Annotated in this window: 15 protein-coding genes and 1 pseudogene; 4 read left to right on the forward strand and 12 right to left on the reverse strand. The window is 67.4% G+C overall.

The genetic code is table 11. From position 1 onward, the window contains the following. Nucleotides 1-20: 20 nt before the first annotated feature. Entirely contained in the window at nucleotides 21-2,249 is a 2,229-nt protein-coding gene (gene kdpB, locus SPF06_RS11775; protein ID WP_323279251.1) for a potassium-transporting ATPase subunit KdpB, read from the reverse strand. Further along, nucleotides 2,246-3,886: a potassium-transporting ATPase subunit KdpA gene (gene kdpA / locus SPF06_RS11780; RefSeq protein ID WP_323279252.1), complete on the reverse strand. Its 1,641-nt coding sequence runs from the start codon at nucleotides 3,884-3,886 to the stop codon at nucleotides 2,246-2,248. Before kdpA ends, kdpB begins: the two co-directional genes overlap by 4 nt. Nucleotides 3,887-4,286: 400 nt before the next feature. Here kdpA and SPF06_RS11785 point away from each other — a divergent pair, with 400 nt between their 5' ends. Continuing rightward, nucleotides 4,287-4,661, forward strand: coding sequence for a hypothetical protein (locus tag SPF06_RS11785; protein ID WP_323279253.1), 375 nt, complete (start codon nucleotides 4,287-4,289; stop codon nucleotides 4,659-4,661). Between the two features lie 35 nt (nucleotides 4,662-4,696). Here the strand turns inward: SPF06_RS11785 and SPF06_RS22130 are convergent. The 6 genes and pseudogenes from SPF06_RS22130 to SPF06_RS11810 form a co-directional block, all read right to left on the reverse strand. Then, nucleotides 4,697-4,879, reverse strand: a pseudogene (locus tag SPF06_RS22130) (IS256 family transposase); the annotation flags it as partial. Nucleotides 4,880-4,979: 100 nt separating this feature from the next. Continuing rightward, nucleotides 4,980-6,266 (reverse strand): hypothetical protein, encoded by a 1,287-nt coding sequence (locus SPF06_RS11790; RefSeq protein ID WP_323279254.1) that lies wholly within the window; start codon nucleotides 6,264-6,266, stop codon nucleotides 4,980-4,982. Nucleotides 6,267-6,412: 146 nt separating this feature from the next. Continuing rightward, nucleotides 6,413-7,462: an ABC transporter permease gene (locus SPF06_RS11795; protein ID WP_323279255.1), complete on the reverse strand. Its 1,050-nt coding sequence runs from the start codon at nucleotides 7,460-7,462 to the stop codon at nucleotides 6,413-6,415. Further along, nucleotides 7,455-8,999, reverse strand: a complete 1,545-nt coding sequence (locus SPF06_RS11800; protein WP_323279256.1) for a sugar ABC transporter ATP-binding protein — start codon at nucleotides 8,997-8,999, stop codon at nucleotides 7,455-7,457. Before SPF06_RS11800 ends, SPF06_RS11795 begins: the two co-directional genes overlap by 8 nt. 66 nt (nucleotides 9,000-9,065) lie before the next feature. Next, the gene (locus SPF06_RS11805; RefSeq protein WP_323279257.1) at nucleotides 9,066-10,025 is read right to left on the reverse strand and encodes an ABC transporter substrate-binding protein; all 960 of its coding nucleotides are present in this window, start codon (nucleotides 10,023-10,025) and stop codon (nucleotides 9,066-9,068) included. Nucleotides 10,026-10,193: 168 nt separating this feature from the next. Further along, nucleotides 10,194-11,252, reverse strand: coding sequence for a LacI family DNA-binding transcriptional regulator (locus SPF06_RS11810; RefSeq protein ID WP_323279258.1), 1,059 nt, complete (start codon nucleotides 11,250-11,252; stop codon nucleotides 10,194-10,196). Between the two features lie 298 nt (nucleotides 11,253-11,550). Here SPF06_RS11810 and SPF06_RS11815 point away from each other — a divergent pair, with 298 nt between their 5' ends. Further along, nucleotides 11,551-12,096, forward strand: coding sequence for a hypothetical protein (locus tag SPF06_RS11815; protein ID WP_323279259.1), 546 nt, complete (start codon nucleotides 11,551-11,553; stop codon nucleotides 12,094-12,096). A 2-nt stretch (nucleotides 12,097-12,098) separates the two neighbouring features. Here SPF06_RS11815 and SPF06_RS11820 read toward each other — a convergent pair whose 3' ends face one another. Genes SPF06_RS11820 through SPF06_RS11830 form a run of 3 tightly spaced genes read right to left on the reverse strand, consistent with a single transcriptional unit; the run spans nucleotide 12,099 to nucleotide 13,514 of the window. Further along, nucleotides 12,099-12,470, reverse strand: coding sequence for a fluoride efflux transporter FluC (locus tag SPF06_RS11820; RefSeq protein WP_323279260.1), 372 nt, complete (start codon nucleotides 12,468-12,470; stop codon nucleotides 12,099-12,101). Then, the gene (gene crcB, locus SPF06_RS11825; RefSeq protein ID WP_323279261.1) at nucleotides 12,467-12,964 is read right to left on the reverse strand and encodes a fluoride efflux transporter CrcB; all 498 of its coding nucleotides are present in this window, start codon (nucleotides 12,962-12,964) and stop codon (nucleotides 12,467-12,469) included. Before crcB ends, SPF06_RS11820 begins: the two co-directional genes overlap by 4 nt. Then, nucleotides 12,951-13,514: a universal stress protein gene (locus SPF06_RS11830; protein ID WP_323279262.1), complete on the reverse strand. Its 564-nt coding sequence runs from the start codon at nucleotides 13,512-13,514 to the stop codon at nucleotides 12,951-12,953. Before SPF06_RS11830 ends, crcB begins: the two co-directional genes overlap by 14 nt. Nucleotides 13,515-13,726: 212 nt before the next feature. On the opposite strand from SPF06_RS11830, the gene SPF06_RS11835 reads away from it, so the two are divergent. Further along, the gene (locus tag SPF06_RS11835) at nucleotides 13,727-14,770 is read left to right on the forward strand and encodes an NAD(P)-dependent alcohol dehydrogenase (RefSeq protein ID WP_323279263.1); all 1,044 of its coding nucleotides are present in this window, start codon (nucleotides 13,727-13,729) and stop codon (nucleotides 14,768-14,770) included. A 116-nt stretch (nucleotides 14,771-14,886) separates the two neighbouring features. After that, nucleotides 14,887-15,147, forward strand: a complete 261-nt coding sequence (locus SPF06_RS11840; protein ID WP_323279264.1) for a mycoredoxin — start codon at nucleotides 14,887-14,889, stop codon at nucleotides 15,145-15,147. Between the two features lie 18 nt (nucleotides 15,148-15,165). Here SPF06_RS11840 and SPF06_RS11845 read toward each other — a convergent pair whose 3' ends face one another. Further along, nucleotides 15,166-17,466, reverse strand: a complete 2,301-nt coding sequence (locus tag SPF06_RS11845; protein WP_323279265.1) for an FdhF/YdeP family oxidoreductase — start codon at nucleotides 17,464-17,466, stop codon at nucleotides 15,166-15,168. Nucleotides 17,467-17,593: the final 127 nt, after the last annotated feature.

Genomic DNA, 17,593 nt, shown 5'->3' on the forward strand with positions numbered 1-17,593 from the left:
CTCCTTACTTGTCTATGGGCTCAGTGCAGCCCCGGCACGACGGCCAGGAGCAGGTCGATGATCTTGATGCCGATGAACGGGACGATGATCCCGCCCACGCCGTAGATGAGCAGGTTCCGGCGCAGGGCCTGCTGCGCTGAGACGGGCCGGTAGCGCACCCCGCGGAGGGCGAGCGGGACAAGAAGGACGATGATGATCGCGTTGAAGATGACCGCGGCCAGGATGGCGCTCTTGGGGCTTGTCAGGCCCATGATGTTCAGAAGGCTCAGGCCCGGAAACACGGCCGCGAACAGCGCTGGGATGATCGCGAAGTACTTCGCGATGTCGTTCGCGACGGAGAACGTGGTGAGCGAGCCTCGCGTGATGAGCAGCTGCTTGCCGATCGCGACGACGTCGATGAGCTTGGTCGGGTCGGAGTCGAGGTCGACCATGTTGGCGGCCTCCTTTGCCGCCTGGGTGCCCGAGTTCATCGCGACGCCGACGTCCGCGGCGGCCAGGGCGGGCGCGTCGTTCGTGCCGTCGCCGGTCATCGCGACGAGCTGACCCGCCGCCTGCTCCTGCTTGATCCGGGTCAGCTTGTCCTCTGGGGTGGCCTCGGCGAGATAGTCGTCGACGCCGGCCTCCTTCGCGATCGCGGCAGCGGTGAGCTTGTTGTCGCCGGTGATCATGACGGTCCGGATCCCCATCCGCCGCAGCGCGGCGAAGCGGTCCGCGATGCCCGGCTTGACCACATCTGCGAGGTGAATGGTACCGAGGACACGCGGTCGCTGTTCACCCTGCTGACCGGCACCGTCGTCCATCGCCACGACGAGCGGGGTGCCGCCGTCGCTGGCGATGGCGTCAACGTCATCCCTCACTCCCGGAGGGATGTCGCCGCCGAGTTCGCGCACCCAGTGGGCGACGGCGGACGCGGCACCTTTGCGGTAGCGGCGACGGTCGTCATCGAGCCCGCTCATCCGGGTCATCGCCGTGAACTCCACGGCGGTGACATGCCCGCCGCGCTGGCGAGTGAGCTCGTCGAGGCTAGGGCCGGTGGCACTGACGCCCTCCTCGCTGCGTTCGACCGCGAGGTCCACGATCGAGCGTCCCTCGGGGGTCTCATCTGCGAGTGAAGAGAGCCGCGCGGCTTCGATGAACTCGCCCTCGGGCACGCCGGGTGCGGGCAGGAAGGCCACCGCGCGGCGGTTGCCGAACGTGATGGTGCCGGTCTTGTCGAGCAGGAGCGTCGTGATGTCCCCCGCCGTCTCGACCGCGCGGCCGCTCGTGGCCAGGACGTTGTGCCGGACGAGGCGGTCCATGCCCGCTATCCCAATGGCGGGCACGAGCGCGCCGATGGTCGTGGGGATCAGGCACACGAGCAGGGCCACGAGCACCACGGGCGACGGGACGGCGCCGGCGAGGCTCGCAAACGGCACGAGGACCACCGTCACCGCGAGGAACACGATCGTCAGGGCCACGAGGAGCACGTGCAGGGCGATCTCGTTCGGAGTCTTCTGCCTTTCCGCGCCCTCGACGAGGGCGATCATCCGGTCGATGAACGTCTGCCCCGGGTTGGCCGTGATGCGCACGACGATCCGGTCCGAGATGACCTTGGTCCCGCCGGTCACGGCCGAGCGGTCGCCGCCGGACTCGCGGACCACGGGAGCCGACTCACCTGTGATGGCGGACTCGTCGACCATCGCGAGGCCCTCGACGATCTCGCCGTCGGACGGGATCACGTCCCCTGCCTCGCAGACCACGAGGTCGCCCTTGCGCAGGTCGGGCGCGGGGACGGCCTCCTCGGGTTCTGCAGCCCCGCCCGTCCCACCCTTAAGTCTGCGGGCGATAACCCCCTGCCTGCCCGCGCGGAGACTGTCCGCCTGGGCCTTGCCGCGTCCCTCGGCGAGGGCTTCGGAGAAGTTGGCGAAAAGCACCGTCAGCAGCAGCCAGATCGTGATGACGACGCTGAAGACGACATCGGGGCTGCCCTGGGCAATCTGGACGACACACGCGATCGCCGAGACGGCAGTGCCCAGGAGCACCGTGAACATGACCGGCGAGTGCCTCATCTGGCGCGGGTCGAGCTTGACGAACGACTCGGGGATGGCGGCCAGGATGAGCTGACGGTTGAACGCCTTCTTGACCTTGCCGGTCTTGTAGGCGTGGCCTGAGAGCTCGGTGATGCGCGGAGCGGGTACATGGCCCGGCGCGCCGTGCGGCGGGTTGAGCTGGCTGTGGGTGCCCTGCCGGGTGTCGTGGGAGGTCGTCATCTGATGGTTCCCTCTGCGATGGGTCCCAGCGCGAGGGCTGGGAAGTAGTTCAAGGCTGTGAAGAGGACGGTCACGGTGCCGAGGAGGCCGGCGAAAAGCGGGCCATAGGTCGCGAGCGTCCCGGGCGAGGGCGGGATGGGCTCCTGTCTTGCGAAGCTTCCCGCGAGGGCCAGAACCAAGATCATGGGCAGCACGCGGCCGAGCCACATGGCCACATTCATGAGCGAGGAGATGATCGGGTCGGAGGCGCTGAGGCCGGCGAAGGCCGAGCCGTTGTTGTTCGCCCCCGACGTGAAGGCGTAGAGCACTTGGCTGAACTGGTGCGGGCCTTGGGACGGCGCGTCCGCGACGACGGACGGGATCAGGACCGCCGCGCCGGTGAGCACGAGCACGAGGACGGGGGTCACGAGCAGGTAGAGCGCGGCGAGGGTCATGTGCCGGGCGTGGATCTTCTTGCCCAGGTACTCCGGCGTGCGGCCGACCATGAGCCCGCCGAGGAACACGGCCACCACCGCGAGCACGAGCATGCCGTAGAGGCCCGAACCAACGCCGCCGGGCGCGACCTCGCCGAGCATCATGTCGAACATCGCCACGCCGCCGGCCAGCGGCGGGAGCGAGTCGTGCATCGAGTTCACCGCGCCGGTCGAGGTGAGCGTCGTCGCCGTCGCGAAGATGCCGCCCGCCGCGGGTCCGAAGCGCTGCTCGAGGCCCTCGCCGAGGTTCGGCCAGGCCGCAATGGCCCATGCCATGAACCCCTCCGTGATCAGCCACAGGGAGCCCATGACCGTCAGGATCGTGTAGCCCTGCTTCTTGCTGCCCACCATCCGCCCGAACGTGTAGGGCAGGGAGAATGGGATCGCCAGGAGCAGGAAGACCTCGAAGATGTTCGTGAACGCGTTTGGGTTCTCGAACGGGTGCGAGGAGTTCGCGTTGAAGTAGCCGCCCCCGTTCGTGCCGAACTCCTTGATGGCCTCCTGGCTCGCAACTGGGCCTCCGGGGATGGTCTGCGAGACCCCGGTGATCGCGTTGTGCACGTCGGTGGGCCAGAAGTTCTGCACGACGCCGCCGACAACGAGGACGACGGCGGCGATCGCCGCGAACGGGAGCAGGACCCGGAACGTGATGCGCGTCATGTCGACCCAGAAGTTCCCGAGCGAATCCGTGCCCCTCCTTGCGAAACCGCGTACGAGGGCAAAGGCGATGGCCATGCCGATGGCGGCAGAGGCGAAGTTCTGAACCGCGAGGAACGCCATCTGGATCACGAACCCGACGGTCGACTCGGGCACATAGGCCTGCCAGTTCGTGTTGGTGACGAACGAGACGGCGGTGTTCATGGCCACCCACGGGTCCACGCCCGAGATCTGCCCGCCCGAGAGGAGCGGCTGCAGCCGCTGGGCGACATAGAGCAGGATCACGCCGGCCGCTGAGAGCGCGACCATGCTGCGTGCGTAGGCCTTCCACGTCTGCGCGCTGTCGGGGCTGACCCCGGTGGCACGGTAGACCCAGCGCTCGAAGCGCAGGTGCCGCTCGCCGTCGGCGACCTTGGCCATGTAGGCGCCCAGAGGACGGTGGATCGCCCCGAGCGCGACGATCAGGATCCCGATCTGGGTGATGAACGAGAGGATGCTGAACTGCATGGCCTACCTTCCTCCCGGGCGGAAGAGCTGGTCCACGAGATAGACGCACAAGGCGAGGGAGAGAAGGCCCAGCAGCGCCCAGGCAATGACTTCACCGCTCACTTGCCGTCCACCAGCTTCGACAGCGCCGACACTGACCACATCACAAGGCCCGCGAGCACAAGAAAGACCGCCACGACGGCCACATCGGCCATGACATACCCCTTCCACGGCCGCACGGCGCGGCCCGTGGAATCAGTGAATCGCCTTGCGGATAGGTCCACCGCCAGCTTTGACGGCCTCCTTACGTCCCCGCTCCGGACCTTTACAGATCCTTGACGCCCGGCGGCCTTCTGCGCGGCTTCCAGTGGCGCGACACTGGCTCTGACGAGGAGCCGGCCCGCACTGGCTGGAGCAGCTGATGAAATTCCATGGACTGAACGATCCGCACCCGGGCGTCCACTTCGAGGCCCCGCGCGGCTTCACGACCGACGCCGGGGACAGGATCCAAGGCGACCTCTATCGGGGCCAGAACGGCTACCTGTTCACGGATGCCACGGGTGCACGCTGGTGGGTGATGTTCTCGGCCCACGGGTCGAACGGCGACGCAGTCTCGCAACGCACCGGACGGATCGTCGCGTGCAGCGAGCCGGACGAGGACCAAACGTTCGACGTGCGCGTCCTGGCCGACGATGTCCACGAGGACGAAGCCGCAGAGGCGTTCCTGAAGTCCCCGCCGGCATCCCTTGAGGAAGCCGTCTCGCTCGCGGCTACTCTCCGCAAAGACGAGGGCTAGGCGACTGTCAGATTTGAGAGCCGGCTTCCACCTGACACGATCTTCCTCCGAGTACCGTTTCGCAGGTTCGAGCCCAGCGGAACCTGCCCATACTCGTGGCCCAGATGCTCAGTGAGCTCGGCCCCGGGCTCAGTCTCGAGCACCTGTTTCATCAGCTCGGACAGCAGCCCGCCCGGGCCGACAAGCCCGACGCCCTTCTCTCTCGCCTGGGCACGCAGCTGTTCGGCGAGTTCATGCCTGGGCCATGCAGCAGTGTCAGGTTGATGGCGTTTTCAAGTCCACCGCGTCGCTGACTCGCCGAGCCACCTTTCGGTGTGGTCAGGTGGAGATGACGGGGGGCGTTTCCAGCTGGTCGGCGATCTTCTGCCAGTTGTCGGCGAAGAGGCCGTAGGCGGTCTTGATTTCGACCCCGACGGGGAGTTCAGGGCATTCGTTCTCGCTGTTTGTGCCCCAGTTGGCCCAGCCGGATTGGGGGCGTTGCACGATCTGGAAGGCCCCGGAGGGGGTGGAGGTCCACCAGACCATCGCTCGGCCGAGCCTGGTGTGGAATTCGGCGGTCTTGGAGGCGGGGCCGGGGAAGATGGTTTCGTGGGCTGCGGAGGCGACGTCGACGGGCCGATCCGTGATGATCCACTCGCGATCGGGCATGTCGGCGAGAATGTGCGAGGCAGCGCGGACCCTGGAGAGCCTTTCGCGGATCTCCTGATCCGCCAACGCGCCCTCCCAGGTGCAGAACAGCCGCCAGTAGAGGTCCCAGTGCGCCGCCTCGATGTCGTCGGTGAGCTGTCGGCGGAAGTCCTCGAACTTCGGGCTGCCCGTGTTGGTAGCTGCGGTGGTTTCGCGGACCATTCTTGCGAGCTCGCCCGCGTAGGGGTCGCCGCTGCGGTAGCGGGTGCCGTCGTAGGCTTCGAACCTGTCGAAGACGACGTCGCCCTGTCCGGCCTCGAATTCGTCGCCCACGGTGATCTTGTTGGTGATCGACCGCCCGTTGATCACCGTGTGGAAGTCATCGACTCTGTAGGTGCGGCTGAAGTAGGGGGTGCCGTACGTGAACGTCCAGTCAATAGAGAAGGTCTTCCCCTTTAGCTCGTTGAGGAGGCCGTCGGGAATGGTGCCGTGCATGCGGTAGCGGTGCATGATCGGGCCGTGTTCCAGGACCTCGATGTCGACTTTTGTGTGCTCGGGGGGGTTGATGAGTCCGTTCTCCGGGGTGAAGAAGGGCCCGTAGAAGCCGCCGATGGCGTTGTTGCCCGAGCCGATCAGGTCGATGCCCTCTTTCAGGCTCGAGAAGTGGCGCAGTCCCCATTTCGATGAGCCTGTGCCCTCCGCGGTGCCGGAGCACATCTCCAGGTCGAAGTAGCCGGTATCGATCCTGACAAAGGCGTCCGGTTCGACAGGTTCGCGTTCGACGATGCCCTCGGTGGCTCTCGTCGCCGGGGCGACTAGCGTGATTTCGGTGCTGCCCTCGAAGGACACGACCGTGGTGAATGCCGTACGCCTAGGCAACGGCTGCGAGCGGAGGCGCTGACAGAGGATCTGTTCCCCGGTACTGGTCTGCGCGGACCAGACGTCTCCTTCAATCTCGCCGTCGACGTCGAAGGTCACGGGTTCGTTGGTGCGGCGTCCGGGGACAGTGTCGGTGACGGTGATGGTGGGTAATTTCACGGTTCTTTCCTCAGAGTGGGCATGGGGGGACGGGGGCCGCCGGAGAGGTCGTGCGCTCCGGCTGTCCGTGTACGGATTGCTGCGGCTCAAGTTCCTGATGTCGCCGCGGGTGCGGCAGCTCGGGACCAGGGCAGGCGCAGGGTGCGTCGCTTGAGGCTGTCGATGCTGATGGCCAAGATGATGACCACGCCTTTGATCAGCAGCTGAGTGAAGAACTGGACGTTCATGAGGATCAGGCCCGTGGTGAGCACGCCGAGGATGACGGAGCCGACGAGCGTTCCGAGGATGCGGCCGCGGCCGCCGACAAGACTGGTTCCGCCGAGGACGACGGCGGCGATCGCGTCGAGTTCGTATCCGGTGCCGGCGGTGGGCTGCGCCGAGACGACCCGGGCGGCGAAGATGACTCCGGCCAGGCCGGCGCAGGCTCCGGCGATGACGTACACGGAGGTGATGACCCGCTTGACGTTGATTCCCGCGAGGCGGGCCGCTTCGGCGTTGCCGCCGGTGGCATAGACGTGGCGGCCGTACCGGGTGCGCTCGAGGACGAACCAGGCGATGGCGTAGACGATGACCATCACGACCACGGGTGCGGGTATCCCTGCGATGTAGCCATTTCCGATGTCGCGGAATCCGAGCGTGTTGGACACGATGGGCTGTCCGTCGGTGAGGGTGTAGGCAAGGCCCCGCAGGAAGGTCATCGTGCCGAGGGTGACGATGAAGGCGGCCAGTGAGAAGTAGGCGCTGAGGATGCCGTTGGCCAGGCCTGCGACGGCGCCGACGACGATCCCGACCAGGATTGCCAGTGGCGATGGGAGGCCGGCGAGGGCAGTGATGACCGAGGCGACCCCTGCGACGGCCAGGGTGGAGCCGACGGAGAGGTCTATCCCGGCGGCGAGGATGACGAAGGTCATTCCGGCGGCGAGGATCGCGTTGATGGAGATCGACCTGGCGATGTTGAGCAGGTTGGTGACAGTGGCGAAGTTCGGGGCGATGACGACCATCAGCGCTACGAGCACGATGAGCACCACGAGGATGCCGACCCGGTCCCACCAGTAGGCGAAGTCGAAGCTGCGCCCGACGGGGGCCCCTTCGGTTGGGCTGTTCGATTGCTGGGTCCTGAGTGCCTGGTCAGTCATGGGATTCTCCGCTTGTCTGCGTCCCGCTCGTGGTGGCTGCGGTGCCGGTTGCATGGGACATCACTTCTTCTTCGGTGGTGGTGCGTGAGTTGAGTTCGGCGACGATCTGTCCGGAGCGCATGACCAAGAGCCGGTCGCTGATGCCGATCGCCTCGGGAAGGTCCGACGAGATGACGAGGATGGCCTTGCCTGCCCTAGCCAGCTGGTTGATCACCTCGTAGATCTCGCTCTTGGCCCCAATGTCCACCCCCCGGGTGGGCTCGTCCAGGATCAGCACGTCGGATTCGCGCATGAGCCATCGGGCCAGGACTGCCTTTTGCTGGTTTCCTCCGGAGAGCGCGCTTGCCGGAAGTCGAAGGGCGCTCTGGCGCAGTTTCAGGCGCTCCATCTGGGCCTTGACGGCCCTGCGAATCCGAGAGCGCTTCAGGACGCCGGCGCTGACGTGGTTTCCCAGCGAGCTGACGGCGATGTTGTCTTCGACGGTGTGGGTGAGGAAGAGGGCTTGGTCCTTGCGGTCCTCGGGGAGCATCGCGATGCCACGGGAGATGGCCTGGCCTGGGCTGTATGCGGTGGCGGCGCGGCCGTTGACGGCGACTTCTCCGGCGCGGGCGCGGTCGGCGCCGAAGATCATCCGGGCTGTTTCGGTTCGGCCGGCGCCGATGAGCCCTGAGAGTGCGACGACTTCGCCCGAGCGGACCTGAAAGCTGACGGGACCGATTCCGGCGCCGTCTGTGAGGCCGTGGACCTGGAGCACCGGATCGCCTGGGCTGTGGCGGTCGTGGTGGTAGAGGTCATCGAGCTTCCGGCCGACCATCATGCGCACGACATCGGGCGGACTGATCGCCTCCTTTTCCCTGGTTCCGACGTAGGTTCCGTCCCGGAAGACTGTGACGCGGTCGGCGAGTTCCCAGACCTCTTCCATCCGGTGCGAGATGTACACGAGTCCGACCCCGGAGGCGCGCATCTCGTTGATGATGCGGAAGAGGTTCAGGGTCTCGGCGCGTGAGAGGGCGGCGGTCGGCTCGTCCAGGACGAGGATTCGGGCGTTCTCGCTGACGGCGCGGGCGATCTCAACCATCTGCTGCATCCCGACGCTGAGCCCGCCCAGCTCTCGGCTGGGGTCGATCTTGGAGCCCACCCGGGCCAGCTTCTCCCGGGCTTGGGCGACCATGGCGCGTCGGTTGAGGGCCCCGAGCCGCGTGGTAGGCTCCCGTCCGAGCGCGAGGTTCTCGGCGACGGTCATCGCCGGAACCGTGTTGAGCTCTTGGTGGATGATCGCGATGCCGTGGGCGACGGCCTCGTGGGGAGAGCTGATGTCGATCTCGTTCTCGTCCATGAGGATGCGGCCGGCATCCCGGGAGATGTTCCCGGCGAGGATCTTCATCAGCGTGGATTTCCCTGCTCCGTTCTCTCCCATAAGGGCGTGCACCTCACCCGGGCGGAGGTCGAAGTGGACGCCGTTGAGGGCGTGGGTGGCCCCGAAGCGCTTTGTTATGCCTTCGAGCCGGAGCAGTGGCTGGGCTTCAAGTGTCGTCATAGCTGTTTGCCTCGCTTGGTCCGGTGCGGGGCCGTCTGGCCCCGCACCGGAGATGGAGCTTGCTTCCTACCAGCCCTTGTACTGGCCGACGCTGTCCCGGGTGACGAGCTCGCTCGGGATCAGGATGGTGGTGTCCTTCGGCGGCTTGTTGTCGATGATGTCCTGGGCGATCTGGACTGCCTTGCGGACCATCTCGGCGGGGTTCTGGGTCGCTGTTCCGATGAACGGCGAACCGGGCCTCTTGAGCTCATCGACGCCCTGCGGGCTTCCGTCGACGCCGGTGACCTTGACCTTGTCGCTCATGTGGGCCTGCTGGACCGCCAGGACGGCGCCAAGGGCGGAAGGATCGTTCATTCCGAAGATGCCCTGGACGTCGGGGGTAGCCGTGAGCATGTCCGTCGTCACGGCAAGGCCCGAGGCGCGGTCGTTCTTCGATGCCTGGTGTCCGACGACCTTGATGTTCGGGAACTTCTGCAGCACGTTGTTGCAGCCGGTGATGCGGTCCCGGATCGTCTGCAGGGGCGTGCCGTCCACGAGAAGGACATTCCCCTTGCCGCCCATCTGCTCGAACAGGTACTGGCAGGACTTCTCGCCGGCCTGGACGGCGTCCGTCATCACGACTGCATCCGCGCCCTTCGCGGCCGTGTCGACGGCGATGACGATGATGCCGGCCTGCTTTGCCCGTTCGAGGGCCGGCTGGATGCCGCTGCCGTCCACCGCACTGATCACGATGAGGTTGACGCCCTGCTGGATGAAGGTGTCGATCTGGTTGTTCTGGTTCGCCAGGTCGAGCTGGGCGTCCTGGGTGTTCTCGGTGGCGCCGATCTGGGCGGCTGCGTCCTTCGCGCCCTTGTCCATGGCCGAGAAGAACGGGTTGGACATGTCTTGGACCATGAGTCCGATCTTCTCGATCTTCTTGGGCTTGCTCGCTGCACTCGTGTCGCCGGAACTGCAGGCGGAAAGGCCCATGGACAGGGTCGCTGCGGCGACGGCGAGGACGGCGGTGGTCTTGATGGGGTGCTTCATCGGTGGATCTCCTTTGAACCGGATCCGTCGCGCCTTTCGGGCCGACGGAGTCTTGAGTGAATTGCGTGGAGGCAGACGGTCCTCGCCTCCTGCGAGGGCCGACGGTGGCGTCTGGGTCGGGTGCGGTCCGGCTCGGAATCGGCCGGACCCTGACCGCGGGTGCGGCTGTTAGCAGCCGCAGGAACGCCGCACGATCAGGTGAGCGCTCACCTCCCGGCGGTCCTCGGGCCGGTAGTTCGGCACGGGCTGCTGGCCGTTCCGTTCGGCGTCGAGCTGCTCGTCCAGGATCCGGGTCAGCGTCTTGGCGGCGATGACGCCGATCGCTTCGCTGTCTTCGTTCACGACGGTCAGCGGCGGGTTGAGCAGAGGCGCCCAGGCGAACTCGTCGAATGCGACGACGGCGACGTCCTCGGGCACGCGTATCCGGCGCTCCTGGAGGACGGTGAGGGTGCCGTGGACCATGGGGTTGTTGCCGGCGATGATCGCACGAGGCAGGACGTGGCCCGGGGTGTCCAAGTACGTCGAAAGGGTCCGGTGGGCGGAGTCGAAGTCGTTCTCGCTCTCCAGCACCTCCAGCGCCGCCCCGTGCTTGGCGGCGGCTTCACGCAGTCCGCGCTCGCGCTCACGGCGGGTCGACCAGCGTCCGGGGTAGGCGAGGAAGAGCCAATCAGTGTAGCCGTGCGCGGCCAGGTGGGCACCCGTATCCATGCTCGCCGTGAAGTTGTCGGTCAGGACGAAGGGCACCCTAGCGGCGTCCTCGGGCGGCGCGGAGTCCACGAAGACAACGGGGATGTCCCAGTCCTCGAGGAGCTTGATATTCTGCGCGCTCAGGGTCAGGGTGGTGATCACGCCGGCGGTGCGCGACTGGATCAGGTCCTGGACGGTGGCGTCCTCCACGGCCTCCGTGTACACGCCCTCCGCCGCGATATCGGCCACGACGGCGTTGCGGTTGGATCCGCGCAGAGTGCGCTGGATGCCTTTCATCAGGTCGAGGTAGTAGTAGTTCGAGGTGCTCGCGGTGATCACGGTGATCGAGCTGCGGGTGTTCCTGCGCAGCTCCTGAGCGGCGCGGTTCGGAACATAGCCCAGCTCCCGCGCAGCCTTCAGGACCAGTTCCCGGCTTGCCGCCGACACGTCTGAGCCGTTGCTCAGGGCGCGCGAGACCGTGTAGGACGACAGGCCGGTGGCTTGGCTGATGTCCCGCAGTGTGGGCTTCTTCTTGGGCATGGACTCGGCTTTCATAAACGTTTAGGGAAGAGGAACTGGAGAGAGCTTCCGAACGACCTAAAGGATTAGGGTCGAGACTAATGTGACTGATGCCACCACGTCAACCCCCAGTTCGCGAAGGAGCCGTCAGCAGGGGCGAGAGCTGCAGAGGGTCCACACCCACGGGGTGCGGTCCCTGCTCCATACAAGGCCTCCAGCGATACGAGGCCCGTCGGACCATAGCGTCGGAAGATTTGCGAATTCTCAAGCCACGCCGTCATGACTGGCCCGACACGGCAAATCGGGCGAGACTACAGCCGTGACCACGGGCAGATCGTCGGACGGCTTCAACGAATGGGAACAGGAATTCGCGGGACGGGAGGCGCACACGGGCCCGGGTGAATCTCGCACGGGTCTGCACAACTCCGCGCTCGTGGACCTCGAGTTCCTCCTCGGGCCGTGGCGGACGAAGCTCTCCCACGCCGAATTCCTTCCCGAGCCGCATCAGATCGCCATCGGACGCGCCGATTTCGACGTCCTCGAGGAAGGCGCGCTCATCGTCATGCGGCAGGTCATCGAGCTCGAGGGGCCGCCCGTGGCGAGATGGGTCATCGGACGGGACGGCTCGCGGCCCGACTACACGGTGCTCTACTCCGATGCGCGGGACGTCTCGCGGGTCTACCAGATGAGCTTCACGGGCGATACCTGGAGGATCTGGCGCGACGATCCGGCCTTCTCCCAGCGGTTCGAAGCCCACGTGGCCGAGAATCGGGCGAGCATGAGCGGTTCGTGGGAGCGGCGCTTTGCGGGCGGCGAGTGGGAGCACGATTTCGACGTCGACTTCGAGCGCCTCCCAGCGCCGTGACCTCAGAGACCCGCGAGCAGCATGCCGGCCGTGGCGGCGATGAGCGTTGCGGCGAACGTCCCCGCGGCGTTGACGACGGCGATGCCTGGCCGGCGGGACTGGATGAGCCGCACCGTTTCGACGCTCGCCGTGCTGAACGTCGTGTAGCCGCCGAGGAAGCCCGTCCCGGCGATCATCTGGAGCTCGAGGGGCGCTCCGCGAGTGAGGGCTCCCGCGACGAGTCCCAGGAGGAACGATCCGGTGACGTTGATCGTGATCGTCCCCCAGGGCAGGGCTGTGCGGGCCTTCGAGCGGACGACGCCGTCGAGCACGAAGCGCGCCCCGGCACCGACTCCCCCGGCCAGACCCAGCAGAATGACCGCGACGGTCGTCATCGGGCGCTCCTCGCGTGGCGGTACGCCGCGGCCCAGATTCCGAGCGCGCTGGCCAGGATTCCGCCGAGGACGGTCGCGGCGACGTAGCCCAGGCCCTCGAGGCCCCGACCGGCCGCGAAAAGCTTGACCGACTCAACCGCGAAGGTGCTGTACGTCGTGAAGGCGCCGATGAACCCCGTGCCGATCAAGAGGCGCAGAACCCGAAGTCCGCCCTCGTCCGGGCCTCTCCGCGCGAGCGCCTCGAGGAGGATCCCCAGCACGAAGGCCCCCGCGAGGTTGATGACGAGCGTGGGAAGCGGCCAGTCCCCCGGCGCCGGCAGCGTGATCCCGAGCCAATAGCGGCACAGCGCTCCCGCGATCCCGCCGCCAACGACGATGAGGACGTAGCGCGGATTGAGGTGCAGGGGCCGATGGGCCGCGCGCGCGCCGAGCGTGCCCTCGTCGGGATTCTGGCTGCGTTGGCGCGCGGCGGCCTCCTTCTCAGCGGGTTCCATGGCCGTCTCGCCGGGGGCCGCGTGCGCCGTGCGGGACGGGTACGACGACGACCGGCCGCTCCTGCTGGTGGGACAGGTGGGTGGCCACGGAGCCGGCGAGGCGTTCTTCGAGCCGGTGGGCCAGGCCGCTTTCGCGCGTTCCGACGACGATGGCCGAGGCGTTGAGCTCCTCCGCGAGGGATGCGAGCGCGTGCGCAGGCTCGCCCGCGGTGACGACGAGGCGCCACTCGACGCCGGAGCCTGCGAGCTCGGCCCGAAGGCCCTCGGCGAGGTCCGAGCGGATCTGGACGGCGTCGTCGTCGGCCGCGTCCGGGTCGATCGGCACGACAGCGACCCGGCCGCCCGGCTCCGCCTCCTCGAGCGAAGTCGGGTCGGAGTAGGCGAACACGAGGCTGACGCCGAGGCCGTGCGCGAGGTCCACGGCACGATGCACGACGGCGAGTCCTTGGCCGGGAACGACGCCGGCGACAATCGGCCCGGCGAGACGGCGCGGCGTATAGCCGGAACGGGACGCTGGCTGCTCGTTGTCGCGAGGCTGTGCGTGAGTCACGGGTTCCTCCCCATCGGCCGTCGCGGCGGTGTGGAGGCCTTTTCAAGGCATCCCGGCGGGATCCATCGCCGTCACCAGACGATACAGCGTGCTCCGCGGCGCGGTCCATTTCGCGCCGCCGCCAACGTGGTACTGTCAGGGCCTCCCGCGCGGGCGCTGTCCTCTACTAGCGTCGAATGCGACCACACGCCAATCGATCCAGGGAGACACCCTTGCTCACGGTCAACGCCTACGCGGCAGCGTCCGCAACCGCCCCGCTCGAGCCCGTCACCATCACGCGCCGGGACGTCGGGCCGAAGGACGTGCTCATCGACATCAAGTACGCCGGGGTCTGCCACTCCGACATCCACACGGTGCGGGAGGACTGGGGCCCCGTGCGGCATCCCCTCGTCGTCGGCCACGAGATCGTGGGAATCGTGGCAGAAGTGGGCTCCGAGGTGACGAAGCACGCCGTCGGCGACCGCGTGGGCGTCGGCTGCCTCGTGAACTCGTGCCGGACGTGCGAGAACTGCCTCGACGGCGAAGAGCAGTACTGCCTCAACGGCAACGTCGGCACCTATGGGAGCGTCGACCGCGACGGGAGCATCACCCAAGGCGGCTATTCAACGCACGTCGTGGTCGACGAGGATTTCGTGCTCCGCGTGCCCGAATCGCTCGACTTCGCGGCCGCGGCTCCGCTCCTGTGCGCGGGGATTACGACCTACTCGCCGCTCCGCCACTGGAACGCCGGCCCGGGCAAGAAGGTCGCCGTCGTGGGCATGGGCGGCCTCGGCCACATGGCGATCAAGCTCGCCCACGCGATGGGCGCCGAGGTCACGGTGCTCTCGCGCACGCTGTCGAAGAAGGACGACGGCCTGCGGCTCGGCGCCGACCACTACTACGCGACCGAGGATCCCGAGACGTTCCCGGCGCTCGCGAACGGCTTCGACCTCATCGTCAACACCGTCTCGGCACCGATCGACCTCGACGCCCATCTGAAGCTCCTCCGCCGAAATGGGACGATGGTCAACGTCGGGGCCCCAGCCGAGCCGCTTCCGCTGAGGGTCTTCAGCCTGTTCGGCAATCGGCGCTCGTTCGCCGGCTCGGGCATCGGTGGCATCCGCGAGACCCAGGAGATGCTCGACTTCTGTGCCGAGCACGGCATCCTGCCCGAGACCGAGCTCATCGAGGCGTCCCAGATCAACGACGCGTGGAAGCGCGTCCTCGATTCGGACGTCCGCTACCGCTTCGTCATCGACGCGGCGACGTTCGCCTGACGGAACGGGCGTCACGCCGGGACCCGAATGGCGTCCCGGCGTGACGCGTCCGGAATACTTGACGTGCGGGCGCGGTTGCCGCCCCCGAAAGCATTCACCATCCGAGGAGCGCGCGCATGCACGAGTTCACCCCTGCCGACGGCACCATCACGATGTTCTCCACGACCTGGTGCGGCTATTGCAACCGGCTCAAGAAGCAGCTCGACGCGCAGGGCATCGGCTACGCCGAGGTGAACATCGAAGAGGTCGAGGGCACGGCGGAACTCGTCGAGAAGCTCAATGGCGGCAACCGCACGGTCCCGACGGTGATCTTCCCGGACGGCACGGCGGCGACAAACCCCTCGGCCGCCCAGGTCAAGGAGAAGCTCGGAGTCTGACGCCTCCCCGCTGAGCGCTCACCCCACGCGCGCGGACCGTTCGAGGCGGACGACGACGGACTTCGACGCGGGCGTATTGCTCACCTCGGCCGTCGACTCGAGCGGGACGAGCACGTTCGCTTCGGGGAAATAGGTGGCGACGCAGCCCCGCGCGGTCGGGTACGGGACGATCCGCAGCCCGGGCAGGGTGCGGTCCACGCCGTCGTCCGCCTCGCTGTGCACGTCGACGTGCTCGCCGTCGCCGAAGCCTAGGGCGGCGAGATCGTCGGGGTTCACAAACAGCACGTGGCGGCCCTTGTGGATGCCCCGATAGCGGTCGTTGAGGCCGTACATGGTCGTGTTGAACTGGTCGTGGGACCGGACCGACTGCAGGAGCAGCCGGCCCTCCGGGACTCGGATGGTCTCGAGTTCGTTGACCGTGAGCTTGGCCTTGCCGTTGGCGGTCGGGAAGCGCCGCTCGTCCCGCGGAAGGTGGGCGAGGACGAACCCGCCGGGCCGCCTGATGCGCGCGTTGTAGTCCTCGCACCCGGGGCACACGTGGGCGATGTGCTCGCGGATTGTGTCGTAGTCACGCTCGAAGCCCGCCCAGTCAACGGGATGGCCGGGGCCGAGCACGGCGCGCGCCAGCCGGCTCACGATCGCCACCTCGGAGAGCGCGTCACGCGACACGGGTTCGACGCGGCCAGCCGACGGATGGACGGCACACACAGTGTCCTCGACGCTCACGAACTGCGGTCCAGACTCCTGGAGGTCGATCTCGGTGCGGCCGAGCGTGGGAAGGATCAAGGCCTCCTCGCCGACGAACGCGTGGGTGCGGTTGAGCTTCGTCGAGATGCTCACGCTGAGCTGTGCCCCGCTCAACGCGGCCTCGGCAACAGCCGTGTCCGAGATCGCCGACACGAGGTTCCCGCCGAGCGCCACGAAGGCCTTGACCCTCCCGTCGCGCAGCGCCTGCACGCTCTGCACCGCGTCGAAGCCCGGCTTCCGAGGAGGATCGAACCCGAACTCGCGCTGGATCGCATCGAGGAAAGAGGTCGGCATCTTCTCCCAGATGCCCATCGTGCGATCGCCCTGGACGTTGCTGTGGCCGCGGATCGGCGACGGCCCCGCGCCGGGCCTGCCGATGTTCCCGCGAAGGAGGAGAAGGTTGATGATCTCCCTGATGGTGGGAACGGCCTTCTTGTGCTGGGTGAGGCCCATGGCCCACGTGATGATCACGCGGTCGGCGGCGAGGTAGCGGGCCGCGAGCTCATCGATCTCGGCGTCGGGGAGGCCGGTCGCGGCGCGCACCTCTTCGTCGTCGAGCTGCGCGATGTGGCGGGCGAACTCGTCGAATCCTTCGCAGCTCGCGTCCAGGAAGGTCCGGTCGAGGACCGTGCCGGGGGCCGCCGCCTCGGCGGCGAGGACCCGCTTCGAGAGCGCCTGAAGGAGGGCCATGTCCCCCGCGAGGCGGATCTGGAGGAACTGGTCCGCGAGATCAGTCCCGCGGCCCACGAGCCCGCGAGGGCGCTGCGGGTTCTTGAAGTTGATGAGCCCAGCCTCGGGCAGCGGGTTGACGGCGACAATCTGCGCCCCGGCGAGCTTGGCCTCCTCGAGTGCCGTGAGCATGCGCGGATGGCACGTCCCGGGATTCTGGCCCATGATGATGATCAGATCGGCCTTCGCGAAGTCCGTGTACGTCACGGCGCTCTTGCCGACGCCGATCGTCTCCCCCATCGCCGCACCCGTGGACTCGTGGCACATGTTCGAGCAGTCCGGCAGGTTGTTGGTGCCGAACGCGCGCGCGAAGAGCTGGTAGGCGAACGCCGCCTCGTTGCTCGTGCGCCCGCTCGTGTAGAACGTCGCCTCGTCCGGCGAATCCAAGGCGTTGAGCTCGCGCGCGATGACCCCGAACGCGTCCTCCCACGTCACAGGGCGGTAGTGGTCGCTCCCGGCCGGCTTGTAGACGGGCTCGACGAGCCGGCCCTGCTGCCCGAGCCAGTACTCAGTCCGCTCGCGCAGCTCCGTGACCGGATGCTCGGCCCAGAAGCTGCTCTCGATGCGGAGCGGCTCGGCCTCCCACGTCACGGCCTTGGCGCCGTTCTCGCAGAATTCGGCGATCTTGCGGTCGGGCGGGTCGGGCCACGCGCAGCTCATGCAGTCGAAGCCGTCCTTCTGGTTCAAGTTCGCGAGCGTGACGGCGGCCCGGCCGGCTCCCATGCGGCTGAGGGCCTTCGGGATGGTCTCGGTCAGGCTCGGCAGTCCGGCGGCGCTGCGGCGCGGAGGGGTGACGCTCAGCTCGGCGTCGGTGACATCCTGCGTGATGGGCTTCTTGACCATGGCGGTGAAGAACCTTCCCAGAGCCCGGGGCGGGCCCCGTCCTCCCTCCGGTCTAGCACCGCCCGCCGCGGCACGGCAACCGGCCGCACCCTGCCGCCCGTCGCGATCAGTTTCCCAGGGGCAGAGG

Source organism: Sinomonas terricola (assembly GCF_034931225.1).
GTDB lineage: Bacteria > Actinomycetota > Actinomycetes > Actinomycetales > Micrococcaceae > Sinomonas > Sinomonas terricola.

Coding starts and splice junctions, on each gene's coding strand:
- SPF06_RS11840 (WP_323279264.1), top strand. CDS start 14,887: ATGCACGAGTTCACCCCTGCCGACGGCACCATCACGATGTTCTCCACG.
- kdpB (WP_323279251.1), bottom strand. CDS start 2,249: ATGACGACCTCCCACGACACCCGGCAGGGCACCCACAGCCAGCTCAAC.
- crcB (WP_323279261.1), bottom strand. CDS start 12,964: ATGGAACCCGCTGAGAAGGAGGCCGCCGCGCGCCAACGCAGCCAGAAT.
- SPF06_RS11800 (WP_323279256.1), bottom strand. CDS start 8,999: ATGACGACACTTGAAGCCCAGCCACTGCTCCGGCTCGAAGGCATAACA.
- SPF06_RS11820 (WP_323279260.1), bottom strand. CDS start 12,470: ATGACGACCGTCGCGGTCATTCTGCTGGGTCTGGCCGGGGGAGTCGGT.
- SPF06_RS11795 (WP_323279255.1), bottom strand. CDS start 7,462: ATGACTGACCAGGCACTCAGGACCCAGCAATCGAACAGCCCAACCGAA.
- SPF06_RS11845 (WP_323279265.1), bottom strand. CDS start 17,466: ATGGTCAAGAAGCCCATCACGCAGGATGTCACCGACGCCGAGCTGAGC.
- SPF06_RS11785 (WP_323279253.1), top strand. CDS start 4,287: ATGAAATTCCATGGACTGAACGATCCGCACCCGGGCGTCCACTTCGAG.
- SPF06_RS11805 (WP_323279257.1), bottom strand. CDS start 10,025: ATGAAGCACCCCATCAAGACCACCGCCGTCCTCGCCGTCGCCGCAGCG.
- SPF06_RS11810 (WP_323279258.1), bottom strand. CDS start 11,252: ATGCCCAAGAAGAAGCCCACACTGCGGGACATCAGCCAAGCCACCGGC.
- kdpA (WP_323279252.1), bottom strand. CDS start 3,886: ATGCAGTTCAGCATCCTCTCGTTCATCACCCAGATCGGGATCCTGATC.